The following is a 23087-nucleotide window of genomic DNA, read 5'->3' as shown; positions in this document are numbered from 1 at the left end:
TCTATTTAAAATTCAATTCCAATCCCATGGAAACAGATTTCATGATCGGATAGCGCATACCATTATTAACCCCAAGCTCTGGATCCCAAAGCTTAAAACCACTCACTGTCAACAGATTATTGCCGCGCAGAAATATTCTAAAATTACGGATAGCGAGATGATCAAGAATTTTTGATGGTAAGCTATATCCCACTTCAATATTACGTAGTCTTACAAAACTCATATCTCTAAGCCACCAAGTGGAGGCCAAATTATTATTCGCACTTTGATAGTCAGAAAGCCGTGGATAGAAAACGTCCTGTCTAGGATTATCCAAGGTCCATCTATCGGAAACATTGTCGAAAATATTACCCATTGCTCCGTTGGCACTTCCGGGAATAAAATTTGAACCACCAATGATCCTGTAAGTTCGAGAGACTCCCTGAAAAAAGAACCCAAAATCAACAGCTTTGTACCTTAGGTTGGATCCGAAGCCAAATACAATCTGTGGATCCTCCGTTCCACCGATAGCAGTTCTATCGAGGGCATCTACCACACCATCACCATTCAAATCCCGATATCTGATATCACCGGGACGCACTGGTCCAAAAGTATGTCTTGGTATATCTGATCGAAGAGTACCATTAGCAATATCTGAAAAATCTGCATCAGTAAATAGGCCTTCGTCAATAAAGCCAAACAGTTGGCCGATTGGCTTTCCCGTAGAAGACCTTGAGGTACCGATCACTGCGCTAGGTTCGTCCTGTTCTAAAATCTTGTTTAAGGCATAAGTAAATGTGCTCCGAACAGAAAGGAATAGGTTTGGATTTAATTGCTTGTTCAATTCAAGCGACATATCGATACCTTTATTGTTTACGCGTCCAAAATTTGCCCAGGGCGCATTGGTAAAACCACTCGAACCGGGTATAGAACGACGTTGCATAAATATATTTTTCCGGTCCTCATGAAATAAGTCAAGCTGAAATTCCAGTGCTTTCCATAAGCCTAGCTCGAAACCGATATTGGATTTAGCAACTGTTTCCCAAGTAAGTCCACTGTTACCTTGATCACCTTCCATACGACCACTGCGTTTAAAATCGTTATTTAGTCCCCATGAATATCCACCGGTCTCATTAATGGTTGTGATATAGGCAAACCGACGACCATCTAACTTATCATTCCCCACCAATCCATAAGATCCGCGCAGTTTGATTTTGGAAAATGTATTTTTAAGATGCTCCATAAAAGGTTCTTCGGAAATATACCAGCCTAAAGCAAAGGAAGGAAAGAATCCATAACGTTTTCCTGGAGCAAAGTTTTCGGATCCATTATAACCAAAATTAAATTCCCCAATATATCTGTTGCTATAATTGTATGAAAATCTACCTGCGATTCCTTGATTCCGATAAGGCAAAAGATCTCCATTATCGTAATTTCGCAGATTGTATAAAAACATTCCCTCTACGTTATGGCCACCAAAAGATTGAACATAGTTAATAGCTCCCTCAAGATACATGCTCTTATCGCCCCAGTCTGAATTTTTTTCATAGCCTAAAAATTCCTGTCCATAACTATCAATGACTAACCTTAATTTTCCATTTTCGTCCCTTCCGATAGCTGGATTATAGTAATCGGGGCTTTTACTCCTAACGACCGAGGTGTTAGAGTATCTATCAAAGGAAAAAAGCCCCCGAGCCTTTAATCCCTTTAACCAAAACGATAAGTCCTGTTCTACTGCAAATAAAGATTCGATTTTACTCGCGCTAATACGTTCATATCCGCGTTGAGTCGCCAATGCCCAAGGGTTTGTCCGCTGGGGTGTCCGAGGTATTTCACCAGACGAATAGATGGTAGGGTGTACATACGGAGGGATCGTGAAAGCCTCCTGAAATAGCTCATCAACACTTTGGGGAGCTCTTGTTCTATCTTGGAGATATCCACCAATATTCAACCGGAAGAGAGTGGTTGGGCTCACATTGATATCTACATTGGAACGCACATTATACCGGTTTAACCGTGAAGATGAATTCCAAGCCTGTTTTTCATCGCGTTCGATCAATCCACCTTCCCGATAATATGAAGTTACTAAGGAATAACGCAAAATATCAGATCCTCCGTTGACACTAACATTCGCCCGTGAATTTCCAGCTTTGTCCCGAAGTACTGCGTCCAACCAATTGACATCCGGATAGAGGTCTGGATCCGTATGATTACGGATATTTTCGATCCGCTCTTTCGAATATAAACCTTGCTCCCCACGTTCCTCCCGAATGCTATTCATTACCTCCAAATAATCAGCCGCACCAACAAATTTAGGTAGCTGTACTGGTGATGTGATCCCCTGCTCAAAACGAGCAGAAACATTGGGTTTACCTACTTTTCCTCTCTTTGTATTGATCAAAATCACTCCATTTGCCCCCCTTACACCATAAACTGCACTCGCTGCCGCGTCCTTCAATATCGAAAACGATTCAATTTCTTCGGGGTCCATATTGTCCAAAGACCGCTCCACACCGTCCACAAGAATCAATGGGCTTCTGCTTCCACCGAAAGTACTGATGCCACGTATCCAAAAGTTTGAATTATCGTAACCCGGTTCTCCGGATCGCTGTACGGCAATGATACCAGCAAGCTGTCCAGCAAGATTGTTACTCATAGAACGAGATGTTCCTATTTGCAAGCGTTTGGGTTCTATCGTCGTGATCGCCCCTACCACAGAGGCACGCCTTTGGGTACCAAAACCGACAACAACGACCTCGTCCAGTGCGCTGATACTATCAGCTAATATCACCGTATATTCTCCGTTTGTCTTGAGTGGTACACGCTGACTTACATAGCCGACAAGACTAACCACAAAATAACTGTCCTGCGGGTCTAGCTTGAGTGTAAACTGACCTTGGTCATCTGTCGATGTGCTATTCTTGCCAAGGCCTGTCGCGACAGTAGCATTTGCCAGGGCCGTCTGTCGCTTATTAAGAACCCGACCCGCAATGACGCGGCCTTCTTGTATTGAAGCTTGTTGAAGGCCACGCTTCACAATAATTGTATTGTCATTTAACGTGTAAGAAATCTTTAAACTTGAAAAGATCTTATCTAGAACAGTCTTTATCGGCTGCTCTCTAAATGTCATGGATATACGCTTCGAGTCGTCGATGTCATTTGGGGAATAAATAAATTTTAAACCGGTTTTACTATTTAACTCTTTAAAGACCTGCTTAACCGGAATATTATTAAAATCGATTGTTATGTTTTTCTGTACATCAAAGATTGGCTTGGCCGAGCTAAATAACCAGACAAGGCTGCCAAAAAAAAGGCACAAAAAATTGCGTGCAAACTTATTTTGTTTGCGGGATGTCATAAGTAATTTATACATTTGAAAATTGATTAATAATTGATCATTACCAAAAGCCGTTAAGGCGCGATTAGGAATGTAGCAGCATTCCTAATTTTTTATGGATTTGCTTCTGTTACATATATTGTTCCTTTCCTTTCTATATAGTTTATATTATTGGTCATCTTAATGATTGCCAAAACCTCGCTGATATTTTCATATCTGCTGATCATTCCTGTAATGGGAAGTCCTGCAATTTTTGAATCTATAACAATTGGAATTCCGTACCATTGTTCAAATTCAAGAGCAACTTCAGCGAGCTTCTCATTATCAAAATAAAACAAACCTTTGCGCCAGGCATTTGCTTTTTCGATATTTTCAGATTGAATAAGTAAGATTTTAGGTTTATCTTTTTCCAAAAAAGCCTGCTGCCCCGGCTTAATAAGTACCTGTGTTCCATAGCGATTATGCGTAAGACGAATACTCCCTTCTGTAAGCAATACATTTTCTTCGGAATTGCCCGATGTATTTACATTGAATTTTGTTCCCAATACCTCAATGGTCTGCAAGGCAGAGTGGACTGAAAACGGAATCCTTTTACCTGCAGAATATTGTTTATGAACATCAAAATAAACCTCCCCAGTAATATGGACAGAACGGTTATTCTTATTAAAATCAGGTTCAAGTTCAATCGTTGCCAAGTAATTAAGCCACACTTGTGTGCTATCGTTCAGTAAAACAGAAAATACATTTCTCGAAGGATTTTCTATGCGCAGTTTCCCCAAATCTGTCCCATTGGCAACCGTGCTTAATGCTAGTACTTTTTCATCATTGATGGTCGTGTAATGAGCTCCTTGCGGCAAGGTATCTAACAAATCAAACCGTTTCTCTTTCCCGATTATTAACGACGGATTATGATTAGTGACATGAAGAACTTTTTCACTTGTTTTTGAATTATCGATGAGCCTATAGGATATAAATATCCCAAAAAGGATCATAATGCTTGCTGCAGCATACCCTATTTTGGGTATATGAAAACTTAAAGTACGCTTTTTAATACGATGATGAACCTTTTCTTTAATCTCCTCTCCGATGCGGTCCATATCATTTTGCAATTCTCCCTCCCTGTCCATTGCATCGTACAGGTATTCAACAAATTGTCGTTCTTCAGGATTGGTATCTCCCGAAATATACCGATCGAGAAGATCTTTTAAGACTGTGCGAACATGACGTTTCCTTTCAGACATATAAGATGGTTTATATTGGTTCCTTTCTTATATGTCGTTGTGACTAATGATAATTCCCAAAAAAAAATTAAAAAAACATAAAAAGAATTTTTTGGATTAGAAGCTTAAGTGCATTTGTTGTATTAAGCAATTGATTTTGAACAGTTTTCGTCGATAGACCTAATAATTTCGCAATTTCCTTAACAGTTTTATCCTCATTGTAACGAAGCAAGAATATTTCTCTGCGTTTTTGTGGCATACGTGCAATCCAGTTATGCAGTATAGATTCTAATTCAGTTTGAATATAGTTGCCATCGGCGGTTGATCCATCGCTTAGCTCTTCAACCATTGTTTCTAATTCTTCAAAATATCTCTTTTCCTTTCGAAACCTGTCAATCACTTTAAAACGGACGGCTTGGCAAAGGTAATGATCGACATCTTGAATTGTTTTGCGATGCCGCTTCTCCCATAAATCAATGTAAAGATCCTGAATAACTTCTTTTGCTGTATTTTCATGTTGCAGGCGTCTGAGAGCAATTTCATACAATTTTTCCCAAGTTCGATGATAAAGTTCGTCAAATGCATCTTCATTCGACTCTTTCACCAAAAGAAAAAGATCCTCAAGACTACTATTGCACATAACTGAAGATTTATATTGTTGAGAAATTAAATGTTGGTTTAAAATTGATAGATGCAATATATAAAATCTAAACGGAACTTCCTATAAATGTCATAGTACAACAATAGGTCCGAATCGATACAAAATACGTTCACAACACGATATTAGGGCAGCCACAGAATCATACCACCGCGAGAAAATCCTGAATAATTTCTTTTAAGCAATCCTTAGCCATAAGCTTTCGAATCTTTTTTAAGAATAGATGCATCTAAATCAAGAAAATTGAATATTTTTAGCTAACAATGACAAGCCCATATGGATGATCAAATATTATTGGAAATAGATCAGTATATCAATACACTTTCCGACACTGAGCAACAGGTAATCCGTCAATTCCGGAAAGCGATAACAGAAAATGACAATACCGTTTCCGAGAGCTTTGGAAAATTCATGTCAAACCCTAATGCGATTAGCTTTAATGAACAGGGCGTATTTAAATACGGGCTAACAGTCGCAAAGAATTACATTTCATTCCATTCCTTGGTTATCTACACTAACCCCGAATTAATGGAAGAACTAAAATTAAAATTACCCAAGGCCAAATTTCAAAAAGGCTGTATCAATTTCAAAACTTTGGATGAATTTCCCGCCTCAGTATTGGCAGAACATATTCAGGTTTCATCCAAAATAGATTTTAGCCCCATGATAAATCGTTATTTGAGAAAGAAATAAGTATCAGGTCGGTTCCCAGAATTTTATTTATTCACTTTTACGCGCAACAATAGCGTAGACCATCGGAATCTTGTTTCCCAAATGGGCTATTCTGAATTTTTTAGGTTCTAGCTCTGTCATGTTTTTAAAAATAGGATAAGGTGAATAGTCAAATTCGTTCAGGTCTTGTATGTTCAGCCCATTATGAAGTAAAGCACCAACGACCTCACTCATACTATGATTCCAGGTGACATAGGACTGCGAAATAGCAGCATCTTTATCGGCATAGGTTCCCTGCTCTGTTTCAACAATTGGAGCAATATTAAAATAATTATAGCCAATTTTATCAAAATTGTCATCGAACATCCAAACAACTGGATGAAACTCGACAAAAATAAACTTCCCTTTCGGTTTCAAGAAACGTGAAATTATTTTCGCCCATTTATCTAAATCAGGTAACCAAGTAATCGTTCCGTAACTTGTAAAGACTAGATCAAATTTTTCATCAAGATGATTTTCAAGCTCATACAGATCACAACAGATAAACTGCACATCAGCATGCATATCTTTCGCAATTTCGCGGGCGCTTTCTATAGCCTTGTCAGATAGGTCAACACCAGTAACTTTTGCGCCAAGTCTACTCAAAGAAATTGTATCTTGTCCGAAATGACATTGTAAGTGTAATATTTTTTTCCCACTGATATCACCCAATAATGCTAATTCAATTGAATTTAGTGAAGTCTCCCCTTTTAAAAATCCTGTTAGATTGTAAAAATCTGATTTTAAATGCGTATCCGTTCTGTTATTCCACGAGTGTTTGTTTATTGCGATGTAATTCTCTTCCGGGTTCAAATCGTTCATTTTGTTTTTTAATTAAACGGTTAATTACCTACTAAATTACAATAAAAATCAATTTCTATCGGATTTATCGTTTCCTCAATCTAAAAATAAGTATTTTAAGAAATAAAGCTTGGTGAAAATTATCATAAAGGTTCTCTATATTTAAATCGATTATCAAATACCTCCAAGTTTAAAAGGATGAGGCAAAAACAACGCCTATTTACATGAAGAAAGAGATGACGATAAAAATATATAGACCAGAGAGCTTACTCCTAAAAAAATATATTGAATGCTTCTATATACTTGAGAAAACTGACGAAGAAAAAGCAACGGCATATTTTACGTTTCCGAGTATTTACACCATTGTGACGATAAGTGAGCAGACCCAAACGATGGTAAGCCCAAATAAGGTGATTACGAAGCATTTTCCATCCAATTCGATAGAAACAAACCTTGTATGCAATTTTAATGGACCTGTTTTAGTGCGTTACGAGGGGAAAATAAATGAAATTACCACTTACTTCAAACCTCTTGGGATAAATGCTTTTATACCCAATGATTTAAGCGATTATAACAGCGGAACATTTCCCGATTTTAACCCACACCTGGATTATAAAGATGCTATGAGATCCATCCTTTCCATAGACGACCAGGACGAGCGAATCAAGGCATTAGAACACTATTGGATATCAAAATTTTGGCCATTTGAAAATGCGTTGCTGGAAAACATAATTACCAAAATGCTGGATACAAGCAACCTCAATCAATCAATGTCAGAATTTTCGATAAAAACAAGAAGATCGAGAACAACCATAAATAAGCAATTTGATCAACATATCTGTAAAACCCCCTCCCAATTCAAAAATAATCATCAGATTTCGAGCTGCGATTCAAAGCCACCTCGAAGATAGCAGCAAAATAGGTTTGTCTTATAACCTGGATTATTTCGATCAGTCCCACATGATTAGAGATTTTAAAAAATTAACGGGATTTACGCCAAAAGTTTTCTTTTCCAAAATAGCTAATCTTGAACGGAGCCAGATAAAATGGATTTTTATTTAGCAGGTTTACAAAAATACAATCACACTATTTTATTAAACAGTAACATTGCTCCATAATTATTTATACAATACATTATGAAGCTTTTAATCCTACTTATGCTTTGTCCAGTTTTTCTTGTAGCCCAAGAAAAAACATCAGCCAAGCTTGCAGCCTATATGCAGGCACAAGCTGATGTAAATAATTTTAGTGGAACAGTTCTTGTTATGAAAAATGGCGCTATTTTATTAAAAAAAGCCTACGGTTTGGCAGATTATGAATGGAATATAAAAAACACGTTAGACACTAAATTCCAGTTGGCATCCGTCACAAAACAATTTACCGCAGCCGCTATTTTACAGCTCGTCGACAATGGGCGGTTATCCCTAAATGATAAACTCAGTAAATTTTTCCCCGATTATCCAAAAGCCGATAGTATCAGCATCCACATGTTGCTGTCACACAGCTCCGGACTTGCTATGGGTTTCAAAGAAATCGCGTTGAGCAGCATAAGTCGCGATTCTGCTTATGCCGCCATCAAGAAAATTCCTTTCGAATTCTCACCGGGAACAAATAGCGCCTATAGTAATATCGGTTATTATTTGTTAGCAAAGATTATTGAAAAAGTCTCCGGTGAGCATTACGCTACTTTTTTAAAGAAAAATATATTTGATAAAGCTGAGATGAATAACACCGGAGTTAGTAACAATGAATCCATCGTGACGAAAAAAGCAAAAGTATATTATCATAATGACGAAGGCTTTATCCATAACCCCTATATCAACTGGGAGATCAACCTAGGTCACGACGGTATTTATTCAACCGTGGAAGATCTAGCCATTTGGGACCAAGCACTTTATGAAACAACGATCCTATCAGCCGCGATGAAGGAAAAAATGTTTACACCATATAACTCCGAAAATTGGGGCTATGGATTCATCATCAATCCATTTTATAATCACGGACATTATTTAATTGCACATGACGGAGGATTCTTTGGGACAATGACTTCTTTTAATCGATTTACTGACGACAAACTCTTTGTCACTGTCCTTTCTAATAACGGCTCAGCCTCCCATATCATAGGTTACGGACTTTCAGCAATTGCCTTTTGTAAAGAAGTAGAAATGCCCTACAAACATCATCGCGCCAAAATAGATACGACCATATACAATAACTATGTAGGTGAGTATGGAAAAATACGGATATTAAAAATTGGTGGCAAACTCTATTATAATGATGCGGATATTGAACTCATTCCCGAGTCTAAAACAAAATTTTTCAGAGCAGACGACAACGACAGAACGATCGAGTTTGTTGAAGACAAAACATATGGCTACAATTCCATTATTTTAACAAAAGGTGGAGTTAAGGAAGTTTTCCCACGATCCAATAGAAATGAATGAAACGCTATGCATGCTGCTAGAATAACGATTTTAATCTATTATTTGAAACCTTAAAGAAAAAAGTTAAATTACACCTATATCGGGTCCAGCGTTAGATCCGATATAACGTATACTAAATCATAAGATATTGCAACAGATAGATTAGGAACCGAAGAAAGCCAACTAACGCAACAAGCTTTATTTAATCACAAAGAAATGATTTGTAGCTTGGTACCGCTAAATTTCAGCAAACATTAACCGTTCAAAAATACAAGCCTACTTTTGGCTATCCAAAATAATGACTATATTACAACAAATCGCTTTTTTGTGAAAATATATCCAATCTAGTAGCCATTGGATCCTAGTTAAAAATTAAATTCAGGAATAGTAGAAAATAAATCAGATGAACAAAAGGTATTTTTTCTATATTATCATCGTTATCAGCTTGTTCACTTCGTGTGGCCTTATCCATAATCTTCCCGATTCGGCTACCCCCAATACCGGCGTAGATCCTAACTTATGGTACTCATTTGTGGATCAAAATGGTAATTTCTACCCCGACAATTGGAAGAAGAATTATGGCATTCCTTCCAATAAAGCTGCTCGAGATCCTTATTCGCTTATGAAAATTGCCACCGACAGAGGTGACCGCGAACAATTACTCGCTTTTGAACGCGGTAACATGCTGCGTTTGTCTAAACGTATTGCACCAAAAAAACGTGTATTCATTTTAGTCCATGGCTTCAATGCTGATGAAGAATCAGTTTTAAAACAATATAAATATATTTCCGATCATATCGTTACAAATCCTAAAACCGATGAAATCATTCGATTTTATTGGGATGGTTTACGATCGACCTCGCCTTTTCGATCAGCGAAAAACTGGTTTTCAGCAGCATCTTTCAGCCAAATGGCTGGTGAATTTGGTTTAAGGAGAATTCTAAATAATATGTCTAATAAAGATGTTTACATTATCTCACACAGTCGGGGTGCATCTGTAGTGATGAGTGCAATTTCAAATCCGGAATTCAACAGTTCATTTTCCGCACAGGCAAAAGATATTCACAATGTTGATATCGAGCGGGCAAAGCCTTTGCTGGAAAACAAAAACAGAATTACATGCATTATGCTCGCGCCGGCAATAGGACTCTCCGAGTTTCAGTATACAGATACACTAAGCGACACAAAAAAATTTGTGGAACTGAGCCCACAGGTTAAGAAAATACATATCACGATAAACGGTACTGACAAGATGTTGAAAAAGTTTTTCGGATTCTTATCTAATAAACTTAACCCAACTGATCTTGGATATAAAGCAGACAGTTTTAATGCCCTTAAGAAAAATTACGCCATTTTTTCTACGACCGATTTCACTGGAATGTCGAGTCACGCCTTTAGTAGCTATATACGAAATCCCAAGTTTAAACAAATGCTAAGGGAAGAGTCCATTCAAGTACAATGAATAAGGTGTTCTTAGTCTAGATGTAGACACACCGGAAAGAAACTATTAATCAAGAAGTTGAATAAACAAAATTCCCGAAAATTAAAAATGGCATTAGAACAATATAATCCAATATTAAAGATATGCTCTATTTGAAATATTTTACCTATTCAACGTTGTCAACTGAGTGTGTCTTTTTCAATACGCCTTATAATTTTTTGATCGTAACTATCCGTTCAAAACGTCCGTGGTTACTTACGGACACCGGTAAGACAACATTTTGATCTTTTATGCTAATGCCCGGAATTCCAAATGAATCTTTAGAGATTTCATCTCTTGTGATTTCTAAAATATGTTCCAAATAAATTAACTCCTCAACCGCTATGGTATGTATAAAATCTGAACAAATAAAAGTCTCAGTGTAATACCGATTTCCCTCACAGGCAACTTCACCAACAGCGTAACAAGGAGACGATTCAATAACTGAACATCGGAGTCTTTTAGGCATATACATTCTGATTCCTGTTTGTCTATTCCATATCTTATAGGCAGCCTCTTTCATGCTCCATAGGAGCCAAACTTCGATTTCGGGATTCTGGCTGTTCTCAATCAAAATCCTTTCATGCGTATTAAATAGTTTTGAGACAAATCCCTGACGTCTCCAATTACTATCATTTCTGGACTTAACTAGGTCAATCACATCATTACCGATCATTTGTCTTTCAATTTGCTTTCGATAATATCGACCGCAGCACCAACATTTAGCATACGTTCCATATCAGGATTTTCAATCAATATATCGAACTTTTCTTCAATATCTAGGACAATATCAACCAAATTGGCCGAGTTAATTTGCAGATCACGCATAAAATCGGTCGCTTCATTAAGCTTTCCGAAAGCTTCTTGGTTTGTAGTGTATGGTGATATGATTAGCTTTAAAGCATGGATCAATTCTTCTCTATTCATCAGTTTAGTTATTAAAATTCTTAAATATTAGACAAGCATTAACATCACCAAATCCAAAACTTGCCTTGGCAATGATGTTAGTCTTGACATCAAGAGTCTTTAAAGGGATACGTGTTGAATGTATCAATGCAGCAATCTCCGGATGTAGATTAGAGCAATTACTGTTTCCAAATAAAAATCCATGGTATAACTGCAAAACCGTCGCCACGCTCTCTATGCTACCCGCCGCACTGAGACAGTGCCCAGTCATTCCCTTTAGAGAGTTTATCCATGGAAAATCTTTACCCTTGCGATTCAGAGCTATGGTCCAGTTTTCTATTTCAAAAGCATCTTTGGTAGTTGCCGTTAAATGTCCATTTATAGCATCGATGTCTAAGCCCGAGATATTTGCATTTTTTAGCGCCTCCTGAATACATCTCCGCACAGCATCCGCATTAGGGGCTGTCATACTTCCCGTTCCGCGTTGTCCGCCAGAATTTACGTGGCCACCCAATAATTCTGCATATATAGTTGCTTTTCGCTCTAGCGCACTTTCCAAATCTTCCAACAATAAGGCTCCAGCCCCACTACCAGGAACGAATCCGGCGGCTGTTGCACTCATAGGTCTGGAACCTTGCGTAGGATGGGCATTATATTGTGAACTACAGACACGCAGTGCATCAAAACCGCCCCAAATGTAAGGTCCACTATCTCCTGTACTCCCTGCGAGCATGCGTTTTGCTCTTCCGGATCTAATCCGATCATAACCCATCAGAATTGCTTCAGTTCCCGTAGCACAGGCAGATGAATTCGTTGTCACCTGATTACCGAGACCCAATTTTCCTCCTAAGTAAGCACTAATCCCACTGTTCATGGTCTGGGCTACAACCGTACTCCCCAATCTGCGGGTTTGCAAATCATCGATTTTATAAATGCTTTCCCGAAATTTATCGATACCCGAAGTCCCTGAACCAAATACAGTTCCACTATCCCAATCAGGCACGGAATTCGAAGTAATAGGGAGCCCCGCGTTTGTCCATGCTTCCATTCCGGCGATCACACCGTATAATATGCCTGTACTATTAAATCCTCTTAATTCCAGTTCGGTGAAATATTTCTTTTTTAGCTCTTCCGACAACTGTGGCATTCCAGCAATCTGGCAAGAAAACTGCAATTTTTCCAATCTCTCATCATGTCTAATTCCGGATACGCCATCCCTAATAGCCTGTGTAAAAGCAGGTACTCCCACTCCATTTGGGGAAACAACACCAATTCCTGTAATGACTACTCTTTTCATAGCTCTTCCGTAATCATGCCTGCCAATATCCCTTTGCAAACCTCCTGCCCAGCTTCATTTTTCATGATTACCTCGCATTTTAATTTACCAAACCTAAAATATATTTTTTTTGAAAACACAGTAACTTTCTCCTTTGGATACACCGGTTTTAAAAATTGTATTTCGGTCGACGTCAGTGCTATTGCCGAGCCATGCGTCAACTCTTTATTTAACAGAAAAATCCCCAAACAAGCTAAACCTATCTGAGCCATTGTTTCGATCAAAATAACACCCGGAGTAATCGCTTTTTCATAAAAATGGCCTCTATAAAACTCCAGATCTTCATTAAAAGTATAGTTACCCACAATACCTTCTGCATCAACATAAATCAACTCATTGACAAATAAAAAGGGGTCTCTGTAAGGCAATTTTGATAGTATATCTTTCAAATCTACGTTCATAATTTTTTGGTTACCATTGTAATAAAACGCGCTGTGCCGAAAACCCTGGCCCAAAACTCAGCATCAATCCTAATTCACCGGCCTTAGGGTTACGTTTCATGATACGTTCAAGCACATATAATACAGTAGCACTGGACATATTGCCATATTCCGACAATATTGCTTTAGTATCGTTAATATCTTTATCAAATTCAGCAAAAATCTGTTCAATTGTCGCCACGATCTTTTTTCCGCCGGGATGAAAAATCATGTAATCAATGGCGTCGATTTCCAAATTATTTTTATTAAGAAATGGATGTATTACTGCTCCGAAATGGGAAGCAATCACATTGGGAACTTCTACATCAAGTATCATCTTCATACCAGTGTTTGTTAGCTTAAAACCCATAATATCTTCGGCATCATAAAAATGGTACATCTCTTGGTCAAGGATTGCAGGCCCACAGTCGGAATCGTACGAGGAAAGCAGGCAGCAAGCCGCACCATCTCCAAATATTGCGGCACTGACGATATTAGACATCGAAAAATCTTCCAGTTGAAAAGTCGCTGTTGGCGCTTCTACGGAAATTACCGCTGCACGTTTACCCGGGTTGGCCTGAAGAAAATTTTTAGCATAGATTATTCCTGAAACGCCGGCAACACATCCCATCTCAGTGACTGGTAAACGCACAATATCCTGACGGAGTTTCATCTTGTTAACGAGATAAGCATCGAGCGAAGGGATCATAATCCCCGTACAGCTCACTGTAATAATATAGTCTAGAGATTGTGGGTCCCATTCTACTTCCTCAAGCGCTTTGCGGAGTACCTCTTCGCCGAGAGATGTTGCTTGCCGGCAGAATACGTTATTCTTTTCTTCAAAGGATGTTGAAGTAAAGACATCGATCGGATTCATAATGGCATATCGCTTTTCCACTGCCGAGCCTTCGAACAGCTTCTTAACCTTCTTAATAAAACGGGAATCCTGTCCTTCCAGCCAAACATCCAACATTGGGAGTATCTCCGCTGTAACACAGGAGTAATTAGGCAGTTGTTTTGCAACATGTATTATCTTAACATTCATATATTGGAAATAATCCACTGGTATCGGAAAGCCCATTTCCATTGGACAGTATAATTTTCTAAATGTAATTTCTTTGCGAATTGTACAAGCTCATCCTTTTTAAATCCGCGTCGTATGGAGATAAGTCCATCTTCTCTTGTCATTCTGTTTAACCTGAAAACAACAGCAATTGTTTGAAAAAGTCGATAAGCAATTTTACTCCTATGTAGGTCGTTGATGATAATTCCTAACTTTGACATTTTGATCAGTCTCGCTATCAGGTTCAGTATGTTTTCATCGTTAAAATGGTGGATGGTTAGCGTACACAAAACGATGTGAAAACTAAGGTCTTCAAAATCTTCTTCAAAAATATCAGCGCACACATACGTTATGTTAGTATAATTTTTAGATAAGGACCGAGCATGATTGATGGTATACCGATTTGCATCTAAACCGAATAATTCAAATTGAATACCCTTATTATCAGCATAATCACTTAGCATACGAAGCATATCTCCATTACCACATCCGATATCGACAATCCTTATTGGATGGTTTGAATTATCATTGGAAAGCATTTTTTTTACACCATCTAGCGTGATACTGTTTCCCCCTAGAAAGCGATTGATTTTGGAGATCTGATCCAGTGCGCCACGAAGTTCATCGCCTTCGAGTAGAAAATCGTCCATGATTTCATTTTCCGAGGTTCTCTGTGTTAAATCTATCGCCATTTTATTTCGCTTGCATTACCATGGGTCTCTTTAATTATCAAGCTTAAGAGTTTAGGAAAAAATATGACCGTTTTCATTAATACTGCGATACCTACTTTGTGACGTAGTATACGCGATAAAAGTCGTCCGAACAACAAACGCTTTTTAAAGGTCCTATTCCATTGGCTGACATATGCCTTTTCCAATTGATTACGTGAGTGTATATGTCCATGATAGTAATCTATAATGAGCTCGGAAGCTATTTTAGCACCATGTATTGCCATTGCCATCCCATTGCCGCAGAATGGATGAATAAGGCCGGCCGTATCACCAATCATAAGAATATGGTCTTCTACGGCTGATTTCTTATCAAATGAAAACTGACTAATGGTCAGTGGTTTATCAAAAATTAGTTTACTATGTTCAAAAAAGCACTTGAGATGTCTGTTTTTAGACAAGACATACTTTTGAAAATCTTCGATATTTTTGTATCGTTTAAAGGTATCTAAATCGGCCAAATAACACATATTTACCTGGCTATCTTCCACTTTAGAAATACCACAATATCCGCCTTTAAAATGATGTAATGTAATAAGGTCGCTTGGAAAATCCGCGTAATAATGTGCTTTAACAGCTATCCAAGGGGATTTTTTCTTCATAAAATCACGAGATAAAAGCTGATCAATATTACCGCGTTTCCCAAAGGCTCCTAGTACAATTTTCGAATTTAAAGTATAATCCTGACAAGAAACATCAAATGTATCGTTATTGAATGATATACCCGTCACGGTCGCAATGATAATCTCACAACCATTACGCTTTGTCTGTTGATACAACAAATCGTCCAACAGATAGCGACTGACACCAATGCCCCCGAGCGGCAATTTAATCTTATTCATCTTTCCATCTGCTGTAGTGAATTTAAACTCTCGAATATGTGTAGGTAATAAAGTTTCCACGTCGACTTCCAGCCATTCCAAATAAGGTAAGACCTCATTCGACAAATATTCTCCGCAGACTTTATGACGTGGGTAATCGTGTTTTTCAATTAAAGTAACTTTGAATCCTTTCTTAGAGAGATGTAATGCACTTGTGAGTCCCGCCAGACCACCACCAATAATAACCACATCAGGATTTATGTTCATACATCAAAATTTATTCAAGCAGAAAATTAGAGTCATAATTTCCTACAAATTATGTCCTCACTATATGGACAATAACGTCTTTTACGAAAATTTTCAATGATAACACCTAGTAATGATAAATAGTTTTTTACCTAGTCTGATTATTCATCAAAAAAACGTATTTATCTGTTCCTGTAAAATTAACAGATCTATAAATCTATCTTGATGTGTGTTCATGATCAACAAAAAATTTATCCAGAAAGAGATATCTATCCCGAAATTCTTCAGTAGATGATTTCGTATCGATATTTAGATTCAAAATATTCATACGCTTATCTTTTGCGGTTGTTTTTGGCCAAATAGCAAGGCCCTTACCGTTTGGATCCCCGGTTTTGATAAAATTAATAAAATACTGCTGACCAAGTCTTGACACCCTGTAATCAGCCTCCGACCAGGCAAACACATCATTGCTCTGGAGATTTCCTAATAAATATTCGATATCACTCGCATGAAATGCTCCCGATATAGGCGGAGGATTCTTCTCCTTCTGTTCTTGATTCAATTTTTTTGTGATTCCCCCAGCGAGCCCAGATTGTACATCGCTGTAGATGGGCCGCATAGGTGGACGCGGCTTACCAAATATATAAACGAAGGTTGGCTGTCCGCTACTCTTTCTTTGCAGGTCAAGCCATTTCCAGGTGCTATAAACGATAAAATTATCACTTGCTAGTGCAGTTGCGGACTTAATAACCTGTGTATCAGTCCTTCCGGGATAAAGCTCGAGTGCTTCGTCGGCATTTACGCCATATTGAGCTCTTACCAATTCCTCATAATTCTCGGGAGATGGATAAAATTTACCCATATAAGCTGTATATGGCACTTCCGTAGATGTCCACCCGGCCAGTAGTGGAACTCTTGACTGCTCCCCATCCTCAAAAATGGCTAGAGGAGATTTAGGCAGAAAATAGCCATCAACAATCAAACGGGCTGTAAAAGCCCCTGGGTCACTCGCTTTATCAAGTAGTTCGGCGGCAGGAATTTCCCTAAGCTTATCAAGTCCATCAGCTTTAATACGGGTAGCGAAAGCCACCCCCTGTTGCTCTTGCTCGGCAATAGAGGCCGTACCGTACCTCAGATTAAAAATACTTCCGCTTTGGCCTATCGCGCGCCTAAACAGTCCTTTTGACAGCGGACTCGCCATTTGAGCCGACACAGACATGCTCCCAGCAGACTCACCGCCAATGGTAATTTCATCGGGATTCCCGCCAAATGCAGCTATATTTTTTCTAACCCAAACTAAAGCGGCATGCTGATCGAGCAATCCATAGTTTCCAGACGCGTGTGTCGGCGACTCTTCCGTCAACGCAGGATGCGCAAAAAAACCAAAAATACCAAGACGATAGTTGATGGTAACGACAATAAGCCCTTCTTTTGCAAAACTTTCACCATCATAACGACTTTCTGACCCATCGCCAGCATTGAATCCGCCACCGTAAAAATAGACTAAAACTGGAAGCTTACCAGGTCCAATGGAAGTCGGGCGCCAGACATTCAAATAAAGACAGTCTTCGCTTATTCCTGGCGACCGAAAACGCATATCCCCATAGATCGGCTTCTGCATGGGAGAATAGCCAAAATGATCGGCCTTTCGAATGCCAGACCAATGTTCAGCGGGCTGAGGTTCTTTCCATCTAAGGACACCCACTGGCGGTTTTGCAAAAGGAATTCCTCGAAAAGATTGTACCCCACTTGGTAGGACAATTCCCTCCAATATTCCTTCTTCCACCTTTACCCGAGGCATCTGAGCATAAACAATTGAAGCAGTTAATAAAGCAAAAAAAGTAAAAAAAATATTTTTCATGATGACCTCCATTTAAAGCGGCATAGTGTTGTTGGTTAGTCAAAATACAAAATAAAATCTATAACAAGGTGAATATCTATTATTTATTAATAGATAAAAAAAAGGATAGAAAAAATTAGCATCAAATGATCTTAGCAACATGCTTAAAGACGATGGTCCTCATTCAGCTTAATAAAAGGGGATTCTATAAGGACAGTCTAATTCATTTGATGAAACATACAAAAAACAAAATAAGCCATTGAGCAAGAAAAGATATCCAAAATGGTCTATTGTTCGATTCGGTCAGCGTCTCAAGTGCAGTCACAAACTTAGACCTTAAGATTTCATAAAAGCTATCATTATTCTCCAAATCCAGGCTATCAAACTTCACTTTGCTCAGACCAAAAACAACAATGCGGCTCACCCAAGGGCTCTCGATTTTGTTGCGCTTTAATTCATCGATCAATTTAAGTTTTGCGAATGAATAATTAGCCGCATTTTGGATAATATCGGGCTGATTGGATTGAAAAATGAGCAACACTTTATCCACTATGGGGAGAATAAGATCGTCCCGTCTCTCTAAAACGACGAGACTTGCAATTTTTGAAAAGACATATTTGTTACTAAAAACAAAGAGTAATATAGGAAGCAAGATTAATCCGATCAACCAAAGGGATTTTGTAATCGTCTGCGTATGATTGGAAATTGAAAAAAAAGCATTATCGCTGTTCATAAATTGAAAACTGCCGATCACAATGTAAAGCATAGTAGAAACGATAGTAAGCAAATAATATTTGACTAAGTTTTTCGTCCCTAGCACACTCATTTTTGTTAAATATGACAATTTCGCTTTCATAACATTAAAATTAACTATTTTAAACTAGCATTATTTCATTAATATTGATCATCATGTCGACTTTCGGTATATCGTACTTTAACTTCGTTAAGTTCTACTTTTTATTGATTTATACACTAGTATTTAAATGCGTATTAACTAAGTATCAGTCTGAATACTAAAGCGTTTACTATTTAAACATTTTTAGCTGGCCTACATAAATAAATGCCCCCAGAAAGTATTCACTTTTGAGGGCAACAATAATTTTATATATTTTTGTTAAAAAATTATCAAATCGAAGTATAACCGCCATCGACTAAATAATATCCACCAGTCATGAAGGACGATTTCTCCGAACTTAAAAACAGAACAAGTTCGGCAACTTCTTCCGCCTTTCCCAAACGTCCAATAGGGTGTTTGCTTATCAATGTATCGATATGTTCTTTATCCAGCTTAGCTAATAAAGGTGTATCAATATATCCAGGTCCCACGGCATTACATCGAATGTTTTTCTGACCATATTCAGCGCCAATATTCTTTGTCAACCCCACTACTGCGTGTTTTGCAGCCGTGTAGGCACTCGACATAGGGGCAGCGACAGTACCGTGTATAGACGCCATATTTACAATCACACCACCACCGTTCTTTTCCATCGCCTCAATTTGATATTTGCATCCATAAAACACGCCGTTGAAATTAATATCAATCACTTTTTTCCATCCATCTAAACTATAAACCCCAGTGAGAGCCGCCTCACCGCCAATACCAGCATTATTGCAGGCGACATCAAGCCTACCAAACCTTTCGACAGCAAAACTAACCAACGACTCATTATCAGCCGGAGATGAAGTGTCTGCTTTAAAAAATACCGCCTCTCCACCTATCGATTCAATTTGTTTTACGGTTTCTTGACCCGCTTGCTCGTTGATATCCGAGACAACAACCTTGGCTCCTTCTTTACCATAGGCCAATGCAACAGCGAGTCCGATCCCCGAACCAGCTCCGGTTACTATAGCTACTTTATCCGCTAAAACTTTCATATGATATAAATTTTGATCGATACAATTTAATCAAAGTAACCTGAAACCAAGCAAAAATGTAGGTCAACTTTCTATAAAACTAAATAATATGACATTTATCTAATCTTGACTCTGCAAATGCGGATATTTTTCATAAAACCTATCTAAAAACAACCGCCCCATCAGTTGAAGTTTTGCTTGTGTTTCAAACATGCCCGCACCTGGAGAGATAATGCCATGTGGCATCCGCTGTACTACACCATAATATATAATATCTAGTCCAGTTCCATTAATATCAAGATGCATTTTCTTTGGTTTTAAACCTATAACAGATCCCATACGTGTTACTTTTTCAGAATTGCTAATCTTGGCGGTGTGCGCATCAATTAAGGTTTGATGATCGAACACAAAATGGTCTCTCACCTGCCCGTCGTCAAAAAATACGTAATGCAATTCGTTATTACTTAGCACCAGATAAGAAACATTATCCCGTTCATTATAACGTGCCTTCACACCAACAGCTGCCCATGCAACAGTTTTCGCCGCTGTGGCCGCTGCTGCAGCGACCTTATCACCCACTGTCGCTATATAAGCACATTGCGTAAAAGCGTCTATCGGAGCGCCGTTCAATTGTTTTCTCAACTTTACAAATTCATCCTTTAGCAATTCATCTCTTACATCTGGAGCTAGGTGAATTCCAGATTCACCTTCATACTTTCTAGCGGTCTCTTTTTGCTTTTTCATCATTATGAGAGAAATCAATATGCAGACCACAACGATAATGGCGAAAATGCCGATATACAATATCATAGTATAAAATCTAAAAAGGTTTAGTCTTTATCACTAGAATCAAATAGTAAATATCTATCAAAATATCCTATTATAATTCAACTTTACAAGAGAAATTTTGCTAACTAAAAAACTGTTTTAAAGCTCCTATTTTCTGATAAGATTACCGCTCTCGCTCCTTCAGTTCCAATTGGAGTAGAATATCACGCTTTTTGCCCTCTATTAAAGACAGATTGCCAGCAACAAAAACGCCCTTCTGCCCCGCTTCGTTGCTAATGCCATACACAGATGATTCATCATCAGGATCAGATGCACCCTCATAACGAAATAAATAGTCAATTTTATACTGATCTGCATGAGCCAATAGATCATCAAATTCAATATTATAGTCAATTGTATAGCCCATGTTGCTTAATTTTTCCAAAGCAACGCTGGCAGACGAGTAACCGTGCATTCTTTCCATAGTTGAGTGTTCTAAATTCGATCTAAAAGTTAATTTTTATTATAAAACGACTGACAAAAGGGTTTTGTTTTCCGCAATTTGAAATAGTTTATTCGAAATCATATTTCTATTTTTGTGCTAGAAAACACGATGATATATGGCAAATCTTTCAGCACCGGCTTATCAGCATACCCCTCAATTAGCATTTCAACGATTACTCGACGTGTTATATACATTACGCACGGAATGCCCTTGGGATAAAAAACAAACGATGGAAACTCTTCGGCATTTGACAATAGAAGAAATGTATGAATTGACTGACGCTATTTTGGAACACGATTATCCTGAGATCAAAAAGGAACTTGGTGATGTGCTGATGCATTTAGTTTTTTACGCACGAATTGCAGAAGAAGAAGCGCAGTTCAATATCGTAGATGTACTTAATGCAATCTGTGATAAATTGATTATCCGTCATCCCCACATCTACAGCGACACCGAAGCTGATACAGAAGATCAAGTTAAATCCAATTGGGAAACAATTAAGCTCAAAGAAGGCAGTCAATCTGTACTTGCTGGCGTGCCAAAGGGGTTGCCAGCTTTGGTAAAGGCCTATCGTATTCAAGATAAGGTTCGAGGGGTGGGCTTTGACTGGGAAGATAAAGAACAAGTATGGGAAAAAGTTGAAGAAGAGCTTGCTGAATTTAAAGCGGAGTTTAATATTGAAACGGCAAGTCCAATAGATCGCGAAAAAGCAGAAAGCGAATTTGGTGACCTCTTATTCTCCCTGATAAATTACGCACGCCATATTGGTATAAACCCTGAAAATGCACTTGAACGTACCAACAAAAAATTCATCGAACGTTTTACGTATTTAGAACAAAAAGCTCTTGAAAACAATCGGCAACTCCACGAAATGACTTTAGAAGAAATGGATGTTTATTGGAATGAAGCTAAAAAAATAAAGCAAATTTAAAAAGAAATCAACAACGGAATTTAATTCGACTTTGTGAAATTTATGCGTAAATTCGCAGGAATATGGAAACAGTTGTCAGCGGTATCAGAAGTACCGGAAAATTACATTTAGGAAATTACTACGGCGCATTGAGCAACTTTGTGAAGATGCAAAACGAATATAATTGCTTTTTTTTTATTGCAGATTTACATTCACTGACGACCCATCCCACTCCACATGGATTACAGGGTACGGTTCGTCAAGTTATTGTTGAATATTTAGCAGCAGGAATAGACCCTGAAAAATCGACAATTTACGTCCAATCAGATGTTCCAGAAGTTGCGGAGCTCTATCTATACATGAATATGAATGCTTATCTAGGTGAGCTTGAACGTGCCACTGCGTTTAAAGATAAAGTGAGAAGCAATCCAGACAATGTGAATGCAGGCTTATTGACCTACCCGGTCCTGATGGCCTGTGATATATTGATCCACCATGGCACAAAGGTGCCCGTAGGAAAAGATCAGGAACAACATCTGGAGATGACACGAACTTTTGGCAATCGATTCAACCGTCTATACAGCGTAGACTATTTCAAAGAAGCCTTTGCTTTCTCTTACTCCGACAAGTTGGTTAAAGTACCTGGACTCGCAGGGCAAGGAAAAATGGGCAAATCAAATGGGGAGGCCGATTGTATTTATTTATCGGATAGCGAAACGGTTATCCGTAAAAAAGTAATGCGCGCGGTGTCTGATTCTGGTCCGACTGAAATGAACCAACCCAAACCTGAATCTATCCAAAATCTCTTTGATTTGATGAAGGTCGTATCTACCGCAGATACGCTACAGCATTTTGATGAACTCTATAACAAATGCGAAATTCGTTACGGTGACTTTAAAAAGCAACTGGCAGAAGATATGGTACTTGCAACCAGCGATGTACGCTCCCGTATTGAGGAGATATCAAACGACGATGCCTACATTGCTAAAGTGGCAAAAATGGGCGCTGAAAAAGCAAGTGAGTCTGCGCGCAAGACATTAAAAGAAGTCCGTGAGATTATTGGTATTAAAAGATTTTATTAA

At 38.3% G+C, this 23087-nt stretch carries 22 protein-coding genes; 6 read left to right on the top strand and 16 right to left on the bottom strand.

Going from position 1 to position 23087, the window contains the following annotated elements; genetic code table 11:
* Position 1 precedes the first annotated feature (1 nt).
* The 3 genes from J2X77_RS00915 to J2X77_RS00905 form a co-directional block, all read right to left on the bottom strand.
* The gene (locus J2X77_RS00915; protein WP_310078531.1) at positions 2-3352 is read right to left on the bottom strand and encodes a SusC/RagA family TonB-linked outer membrane protein; all 3351 of its coding nucleotides are present in this window, start codon (positions 3350-3352) and stop codon (positions 2-4) included.
* A 77-nt stretch (positions 3353-3429) separates the two neighbouring features.
* Positions 3430-4557: a FecR domain-containing protein gene (locus J2X77_RS00910; protein WP_310078530.1), complete on the bottom strand. Its 1128-nt coding sequence runs from the start codon at positions 4555-4557 to the stop codon at positions 3430-3432.
* A 67-nt stretch (positions 4558-4624) separates the two neighbouring features.
* Positions 4625-5176, bottom strand: coding sequence for a sigma-70 family RNA polymerase sigma factor (locus tag J2X77_RS00905; RefSeq protein WP_310078529.1), 552 nt, complete (start codon positions 5174-5176; stop codon positions 4625-4627).
* A gap of 294 nt (positions 5177-5470) precedes the next feature.
* On the opposite strand from J2X77_RS00905, the gene J2X77_RS00900 reads away from it, so the two are divergent.
* Positions 5471-5887: a DUF1801 domain-containing protein gene (locus J2X77_RS00900; protein ID WP_310078528.1), complete on the top strand. Its 417-nt coding sequence runs from the start codon at positions 5471-5473 to the stop codon at positions 5885-5887.
* A gap of 27 nt (positions 5888-5914) precedes the next feature.
* Here the strand turns inward: J2X77_RS00900 and J2X77_RS00895 are convergent, their stop codons facing one another.
* Positions 5915-6727 carry a class I SAM-dependent methyltransferase gene (locus J2X77_RS00895; protein WP_310078527.1) on the bottom strand — a complete coding sequence of 271 codons (813 nt, stop codon included), beginning with the start codon at positions 6725-6727 and terminating at the stop codon, positions 5915-5917.
* Between the two features lie 203 nt (positions 6728-6930).
* Here J2X77_RS00895 and J2X77_RS00890 point away from each other — a divergent pair, with 203 nt between their 5' ends.
* From J2X77_RS00890 to J2X77_RS00880, 3 genes are all read left to right on the top strand, one after another.
* The gene (locus J2X77_RS00890) at positions 6931-7617 is read left to right on the top strand and encodes a hypothetical protein (protein ID WP_310078526.1); all 687 of its coding nucleotides are present in this window, start codon (positions 6931-6933) and stop codon (positions 7615-7617) included.
* 225 nt (positions 7618-7842) lie between these two features.
* Entirely contained in the window at positions 7843-9150 is a 1308-nt protein-coding gene (locus tag J2X77_RS00885; protein ID WP_310078525.1) for a serine hydrolase domain-containing protein, read from the top strand.
* A 382-nt stretch (positions 9151-9532) separates the two neighbouring features.
* Entirely contained in the window at positions 9533-10591 is a 1059-nt protein-coding gene (locus tag J2X77_RS00880; protein WP_209575468.1) for an alpha/beta hydrolase, read from the top strand.
* A 187-nt stretch (positions 10592-10778) separates the two neighbouring features.
* Here J2X77_RS00880 and J2X77_RS00875 read toward each other — a convergent pair whose 3' ends face one another.
* The 12 genes from J2X77_RS00875 to J2X77_RS00820 form a co-directional block, all read right to left on the bottom strand.
* A complete protein-coding gene (locus J2X77_RS00875; protein ID WP_209575470.1) occupies positions 10779-11285 on the bottom strand; it encodes a 4'-phosphopantetheinyl transferase superfamily protein in 507 nt (168 codons plus the stop codon).
* Positions 11282-11536: an acyl carrier protein gene (locus tag J2X77_RS00870; RefSeq protein WP_209575473.1), complete on the bottom strand. Its 255-nt coding sequence runs from the start codon at positions 11534-11536 to the stop codon at positions 11282-11284. Before J2X77_RS00870 ends, J2X77_RS00875 begins: the two co-directional genes overlap by 4 nt.
* 4 nt (positions 11537-11540) lie before the next feature.
* Positions 11541-12812 carry a beta-ketoacyl synthase gene (locus J2X77_RS00865; RefSeq protein ID WP_209575475.1) on the bottom strand — a complete coding sequence of 424 codons (1272 nt, stop codon included), beginning with the start codon at positions 12810-12812 and terminating at the stop codon, positions 11541-11543.
* Entirely contained in the window at positions 12809-13252 is a 444-nt protein-coding gene (locus tag J2X77_RS00860) for a 3-hydroxyacyl-ACP dehydratase FabZ family protein (RefSeq protein WP_209575478.1), read from the bottom strand. Before J2X77_RS00860 ends, J2X77_RS00865 begins: the two co-directional genes overlap by 4 nt.
* 10 nt (positions 13253-13262) lie before the next feature.
* Positions 13263-14315, bottom strand: coding sequence for a 3-oxoacyl-[acyl-carrier-protein] synthase III C-terminal domain-containing protein (locus J2X77_RS00855; RefSeq protein ID WP_209575481.1), 1053 nt, complete (start codon positions 14313-14315; stop codon positions 13263-13265).
* A complete protein-coding gene (locus J2X77_RS00850) occupies positions 14312-15025 on the bottom strand; it encodes a methyltransferase domain-containing protein (protein ID WP_310078524.1) in 714 nt (237 codons plus the stop codon). The genes J2X77_RS00855 and J2X77_RS00850 overlap by 4 nt, the downstream gene beginning before the upstream one ends.
* On the bottom strand, positions 15016-16149 hold the full coding sequence (locus tag J2X77_RS00845) for an NAD(P)/FAD-dependent oxidoreductase (protein ID WP_310078523.1): 1134 nt from the start codon (positions 16147-16149) through the stop codon (positions 15016-15018). The genes J2X77_RS00850 and J2X77_RS00845 overlap by 10 nt, the downstream gene beginning before the upstream one ends.
* A gap of 196 nt (positions 16150-16345) precedes the next feature.
* Positions 16346-17989: a carboxylesterase family protein gene (locus J2X77_RS00840; protein ID WP_310078522.1), complete on the bottom strand. Its 1644-nt coding sequence runs from the start codon at positions 17987-17989 to the stop codon at positions 16346-16348.
* 202 nt (positions 17990-18191) lie between these two features.
* Positions 18192-18824: a hypothetical protein gene (locus J2X77_RS00835; RefSeq protein WP_209575489.1), complete on the bottom strand. Its 633-nt coding sequence runs from the start codon at positions 18822-18824 to the stop codon at positions 18192-18194.
* A gap of 269 nt (positions 18825-19093) precedes the next feature.
* Positions 19094-19843: a glucose 1-dehydrogenase gene (locus J2X77_RS00830; protein WP_209575491.1), complete on the bottom strand. Its 750-nt coding sequence runs from the start codon at positions 19841-19843 to the stop codon at positions 19094-19096.
* A 99-nt stretch (positions 19844-19942) separates the two neighbouring features.
* The gene (locus J2X77_RS00825) at positions 19943-20569 is read right to left on the bottom strand and encodes a hypothetical protein (RefSeq protein WP_310078520.1); all 627 of its coding nucleotides are present in this window, start codon (positions 20567-20569) and stop codon (positions 19943-19945) included.
* A 205-nt stretch (positions 20570-20774) separates the two neighbouring features.
* A complete protein-coding gene (locus J2X77_RS00820) occupies positions 20775-21074 on the bottom strand; it encodes a hypothetical protein (RefSeq protein ID WP_209575495.1) in 300 nt (99 codons plus the stop codon).
* A gap of 136 nt (positions 21075-21210) precedes the next feature.
* On the opposite strand from J2X77_RS00820, the gene mazG reads away from it, so the two are divergent.
* Both mazG and trpS read left to right on the top strand, forming a co-directional pair.
* A complete protein-coding gene (gene mazG / locus J2X77_RS00815) occupies positions 21211-22026 on the top strand; it encodes a nucleoside triphosphate pyrophosphohydrolase (RefSeq protein ID WP_209575497.1) in 816 nt (271 codons plus the stop codon).
* A gap of 62 nt (positions 22027-22088) precedes the next feature.
* Positions 22089-23087, top strand: coding sequence for a tryptophan--tRNA ligase (trpS, locus tag J2X77_RS00810; protein ID WP_209575499.1), 999 nt, complete (start codon positions 22089-22091; stop codon positions 23085-23087).

It is taken from the genome of Sphingobacterium sp. 2149, assembly GCF_031455655.1.
Classification (GTDB): Bacteria; Bacteroidota; Bacteroidia; order Sphingobacteriales; family Sphingobacteriaceae; genus Sphingobacterium.
The sequence above is the reverse complement of the archived record's forward strand: the minus strand, read 5'-3'. Positions and strand labels throughout refer to the sequence as shown.

Coding starts and splice junctions, on each gene's coding strand:
- J2X77_RS00890 (WP_310078526.1), top strand. CDS start 6,931: ATGAAGAAAGAGATGACGATAAAAATATATAGACCAGAGAGCTTACTC.
- J2X77_RS00845 (WP_310078523.1), bottom strand. CDS start 16,149: ATGAACATAAATCCTGATGTGGTTATTATTGGTGGTGGTCTGGCGGGA.
- J2X77_RS00880 (WP_209575468.1), top strand. CDS start 9,533: ATGAACAAAAGGTATTTTTTCTATATTATCATCGTTATCAGCTTGTTC.
- mazG (WP_209575497.1), top strand. CDS start 21,211: ATGGCAAATCTTTCAGCACCGGCTTATCAGCATACCCCTCAATTAGCA.
- J2X77_RS00900 (WP_310078528.1), top strand. CDS start 5,471: ATGGATGATCAAATATTATTGGAAATAGATCAGTATATCAATACACTT.
- J2X77_RS00915 (WP_310078531.1), bottom strand. CDS start 3,352: ATGTATAAATTACTTATGACATCCCGCAAACAAAATAAGTTTGCACGC.
- J2X77_RS00895 (WP_310078527.1), bottom strand. CDS start 6,727: ATGAACGATTTGAACCCGGAAGAGAATTACATCGCAATAAACAAACAC.
- J2X77_RS00910 (WP_310078530.1), bottom strand. CDS start 4,557: ATGTCTGAAAGGAAACGTCATGTTCGCACAGTCTTAAAAGATCTTCTC.
- J2X77_RS00830 (WP_209575491.1), bottom strand. CDS start 19,843: ATGAAAGTTTTAGCGGATAAAGTAGCTATAGTAACCGGAGCTGGTTCG.
- J2X77_RS00850 (WP_310078524.1), bottom strand. CDS start 15,025: ATGGCGATAGATTTAACACAGAGAACCTCGGAAAATGAAATCATGGAC.
- J2X77_RS00905 (WP_310078529.1), bottom strand. CDS start 5,176: ATGTGCAATAGTAGTCTTGAGGATCTTTTTCTTTTGGTGAAAGAGTCG.
- J2X77_RS00820 (WP_209575495.1), bottom strand. CDS start 21,074: ATGGAAAGAATGCACGGTTACTCGTCTGCCAGCGTTGCTTTGGAAAAA.
- J2X77_RS00840 (WP_310078522.1), bottom strand. CDS start 17,989: ATGAAAAATATTTTTTTTACTTTTTTTGCTTTATTAACTGCTTCAATT.
- J2X77_RS00825 (WP_310078520.1), bottom strand. CDS start 20,569: ATGATGAAAAAGCAAAAAGAGACCGCTAGAAAGTATGAAGGTGAATCT.
- trpS (WP_209575499.1), top strand. CDS start 22,089: ATGGAAACAGTTGTCAGCGGTATCAGAAGTACCGGAAAATTACATTTA.
- J2X77_RS00865 (WP_209575475.1), bottom strand. CDS start 12,812: ATGAAAAGAGTAGTCATTACAGGAATTGGTGTTGTTTCCCCAAATGGA.
- J2X77_RS00875 (WP_209575470.1), bottom strand. CDS start 11,285: ATGATCGGTAATGATGTGATTGACCTAGTTAAGTCCAGAAATGATAGT.
- J2X77_RS00870 (WP_209575473.1), bottom strand. CDS start 11,536: ATGAATAGAGAAGAATTGATCCATGCTTTAAAGCTAATCATATCACCA.
- J2X77_RS00835 (WP_209575489.1), bottom strand. CDS start 18,824: ATGAAAGCGAAATTGTCATATTTAACAAAAATGAGTGTGCTAGGGACG.
- J2X77_RS00855 (WP_209575481.1), bottom strand. CDS start 14,315: ATGAATGTTAAGATAATACATGTTGCAAAACAACTGCCTAATTACTCC.
- J2X77_RS00860 (WP_209575478.1), bottom strand. CDS start 13,252: ATGAACGTAGATTTGAAAGATATACTATCAAAATTGCCTTACAGAGAC.
- J2X77_RS00885 (WP_310078525.1), top strand. CDS start 7,843: ATGAAGCTTTTAATCCTACTTATGCTTTGTCCAGTTTTTCTTGTAGCC.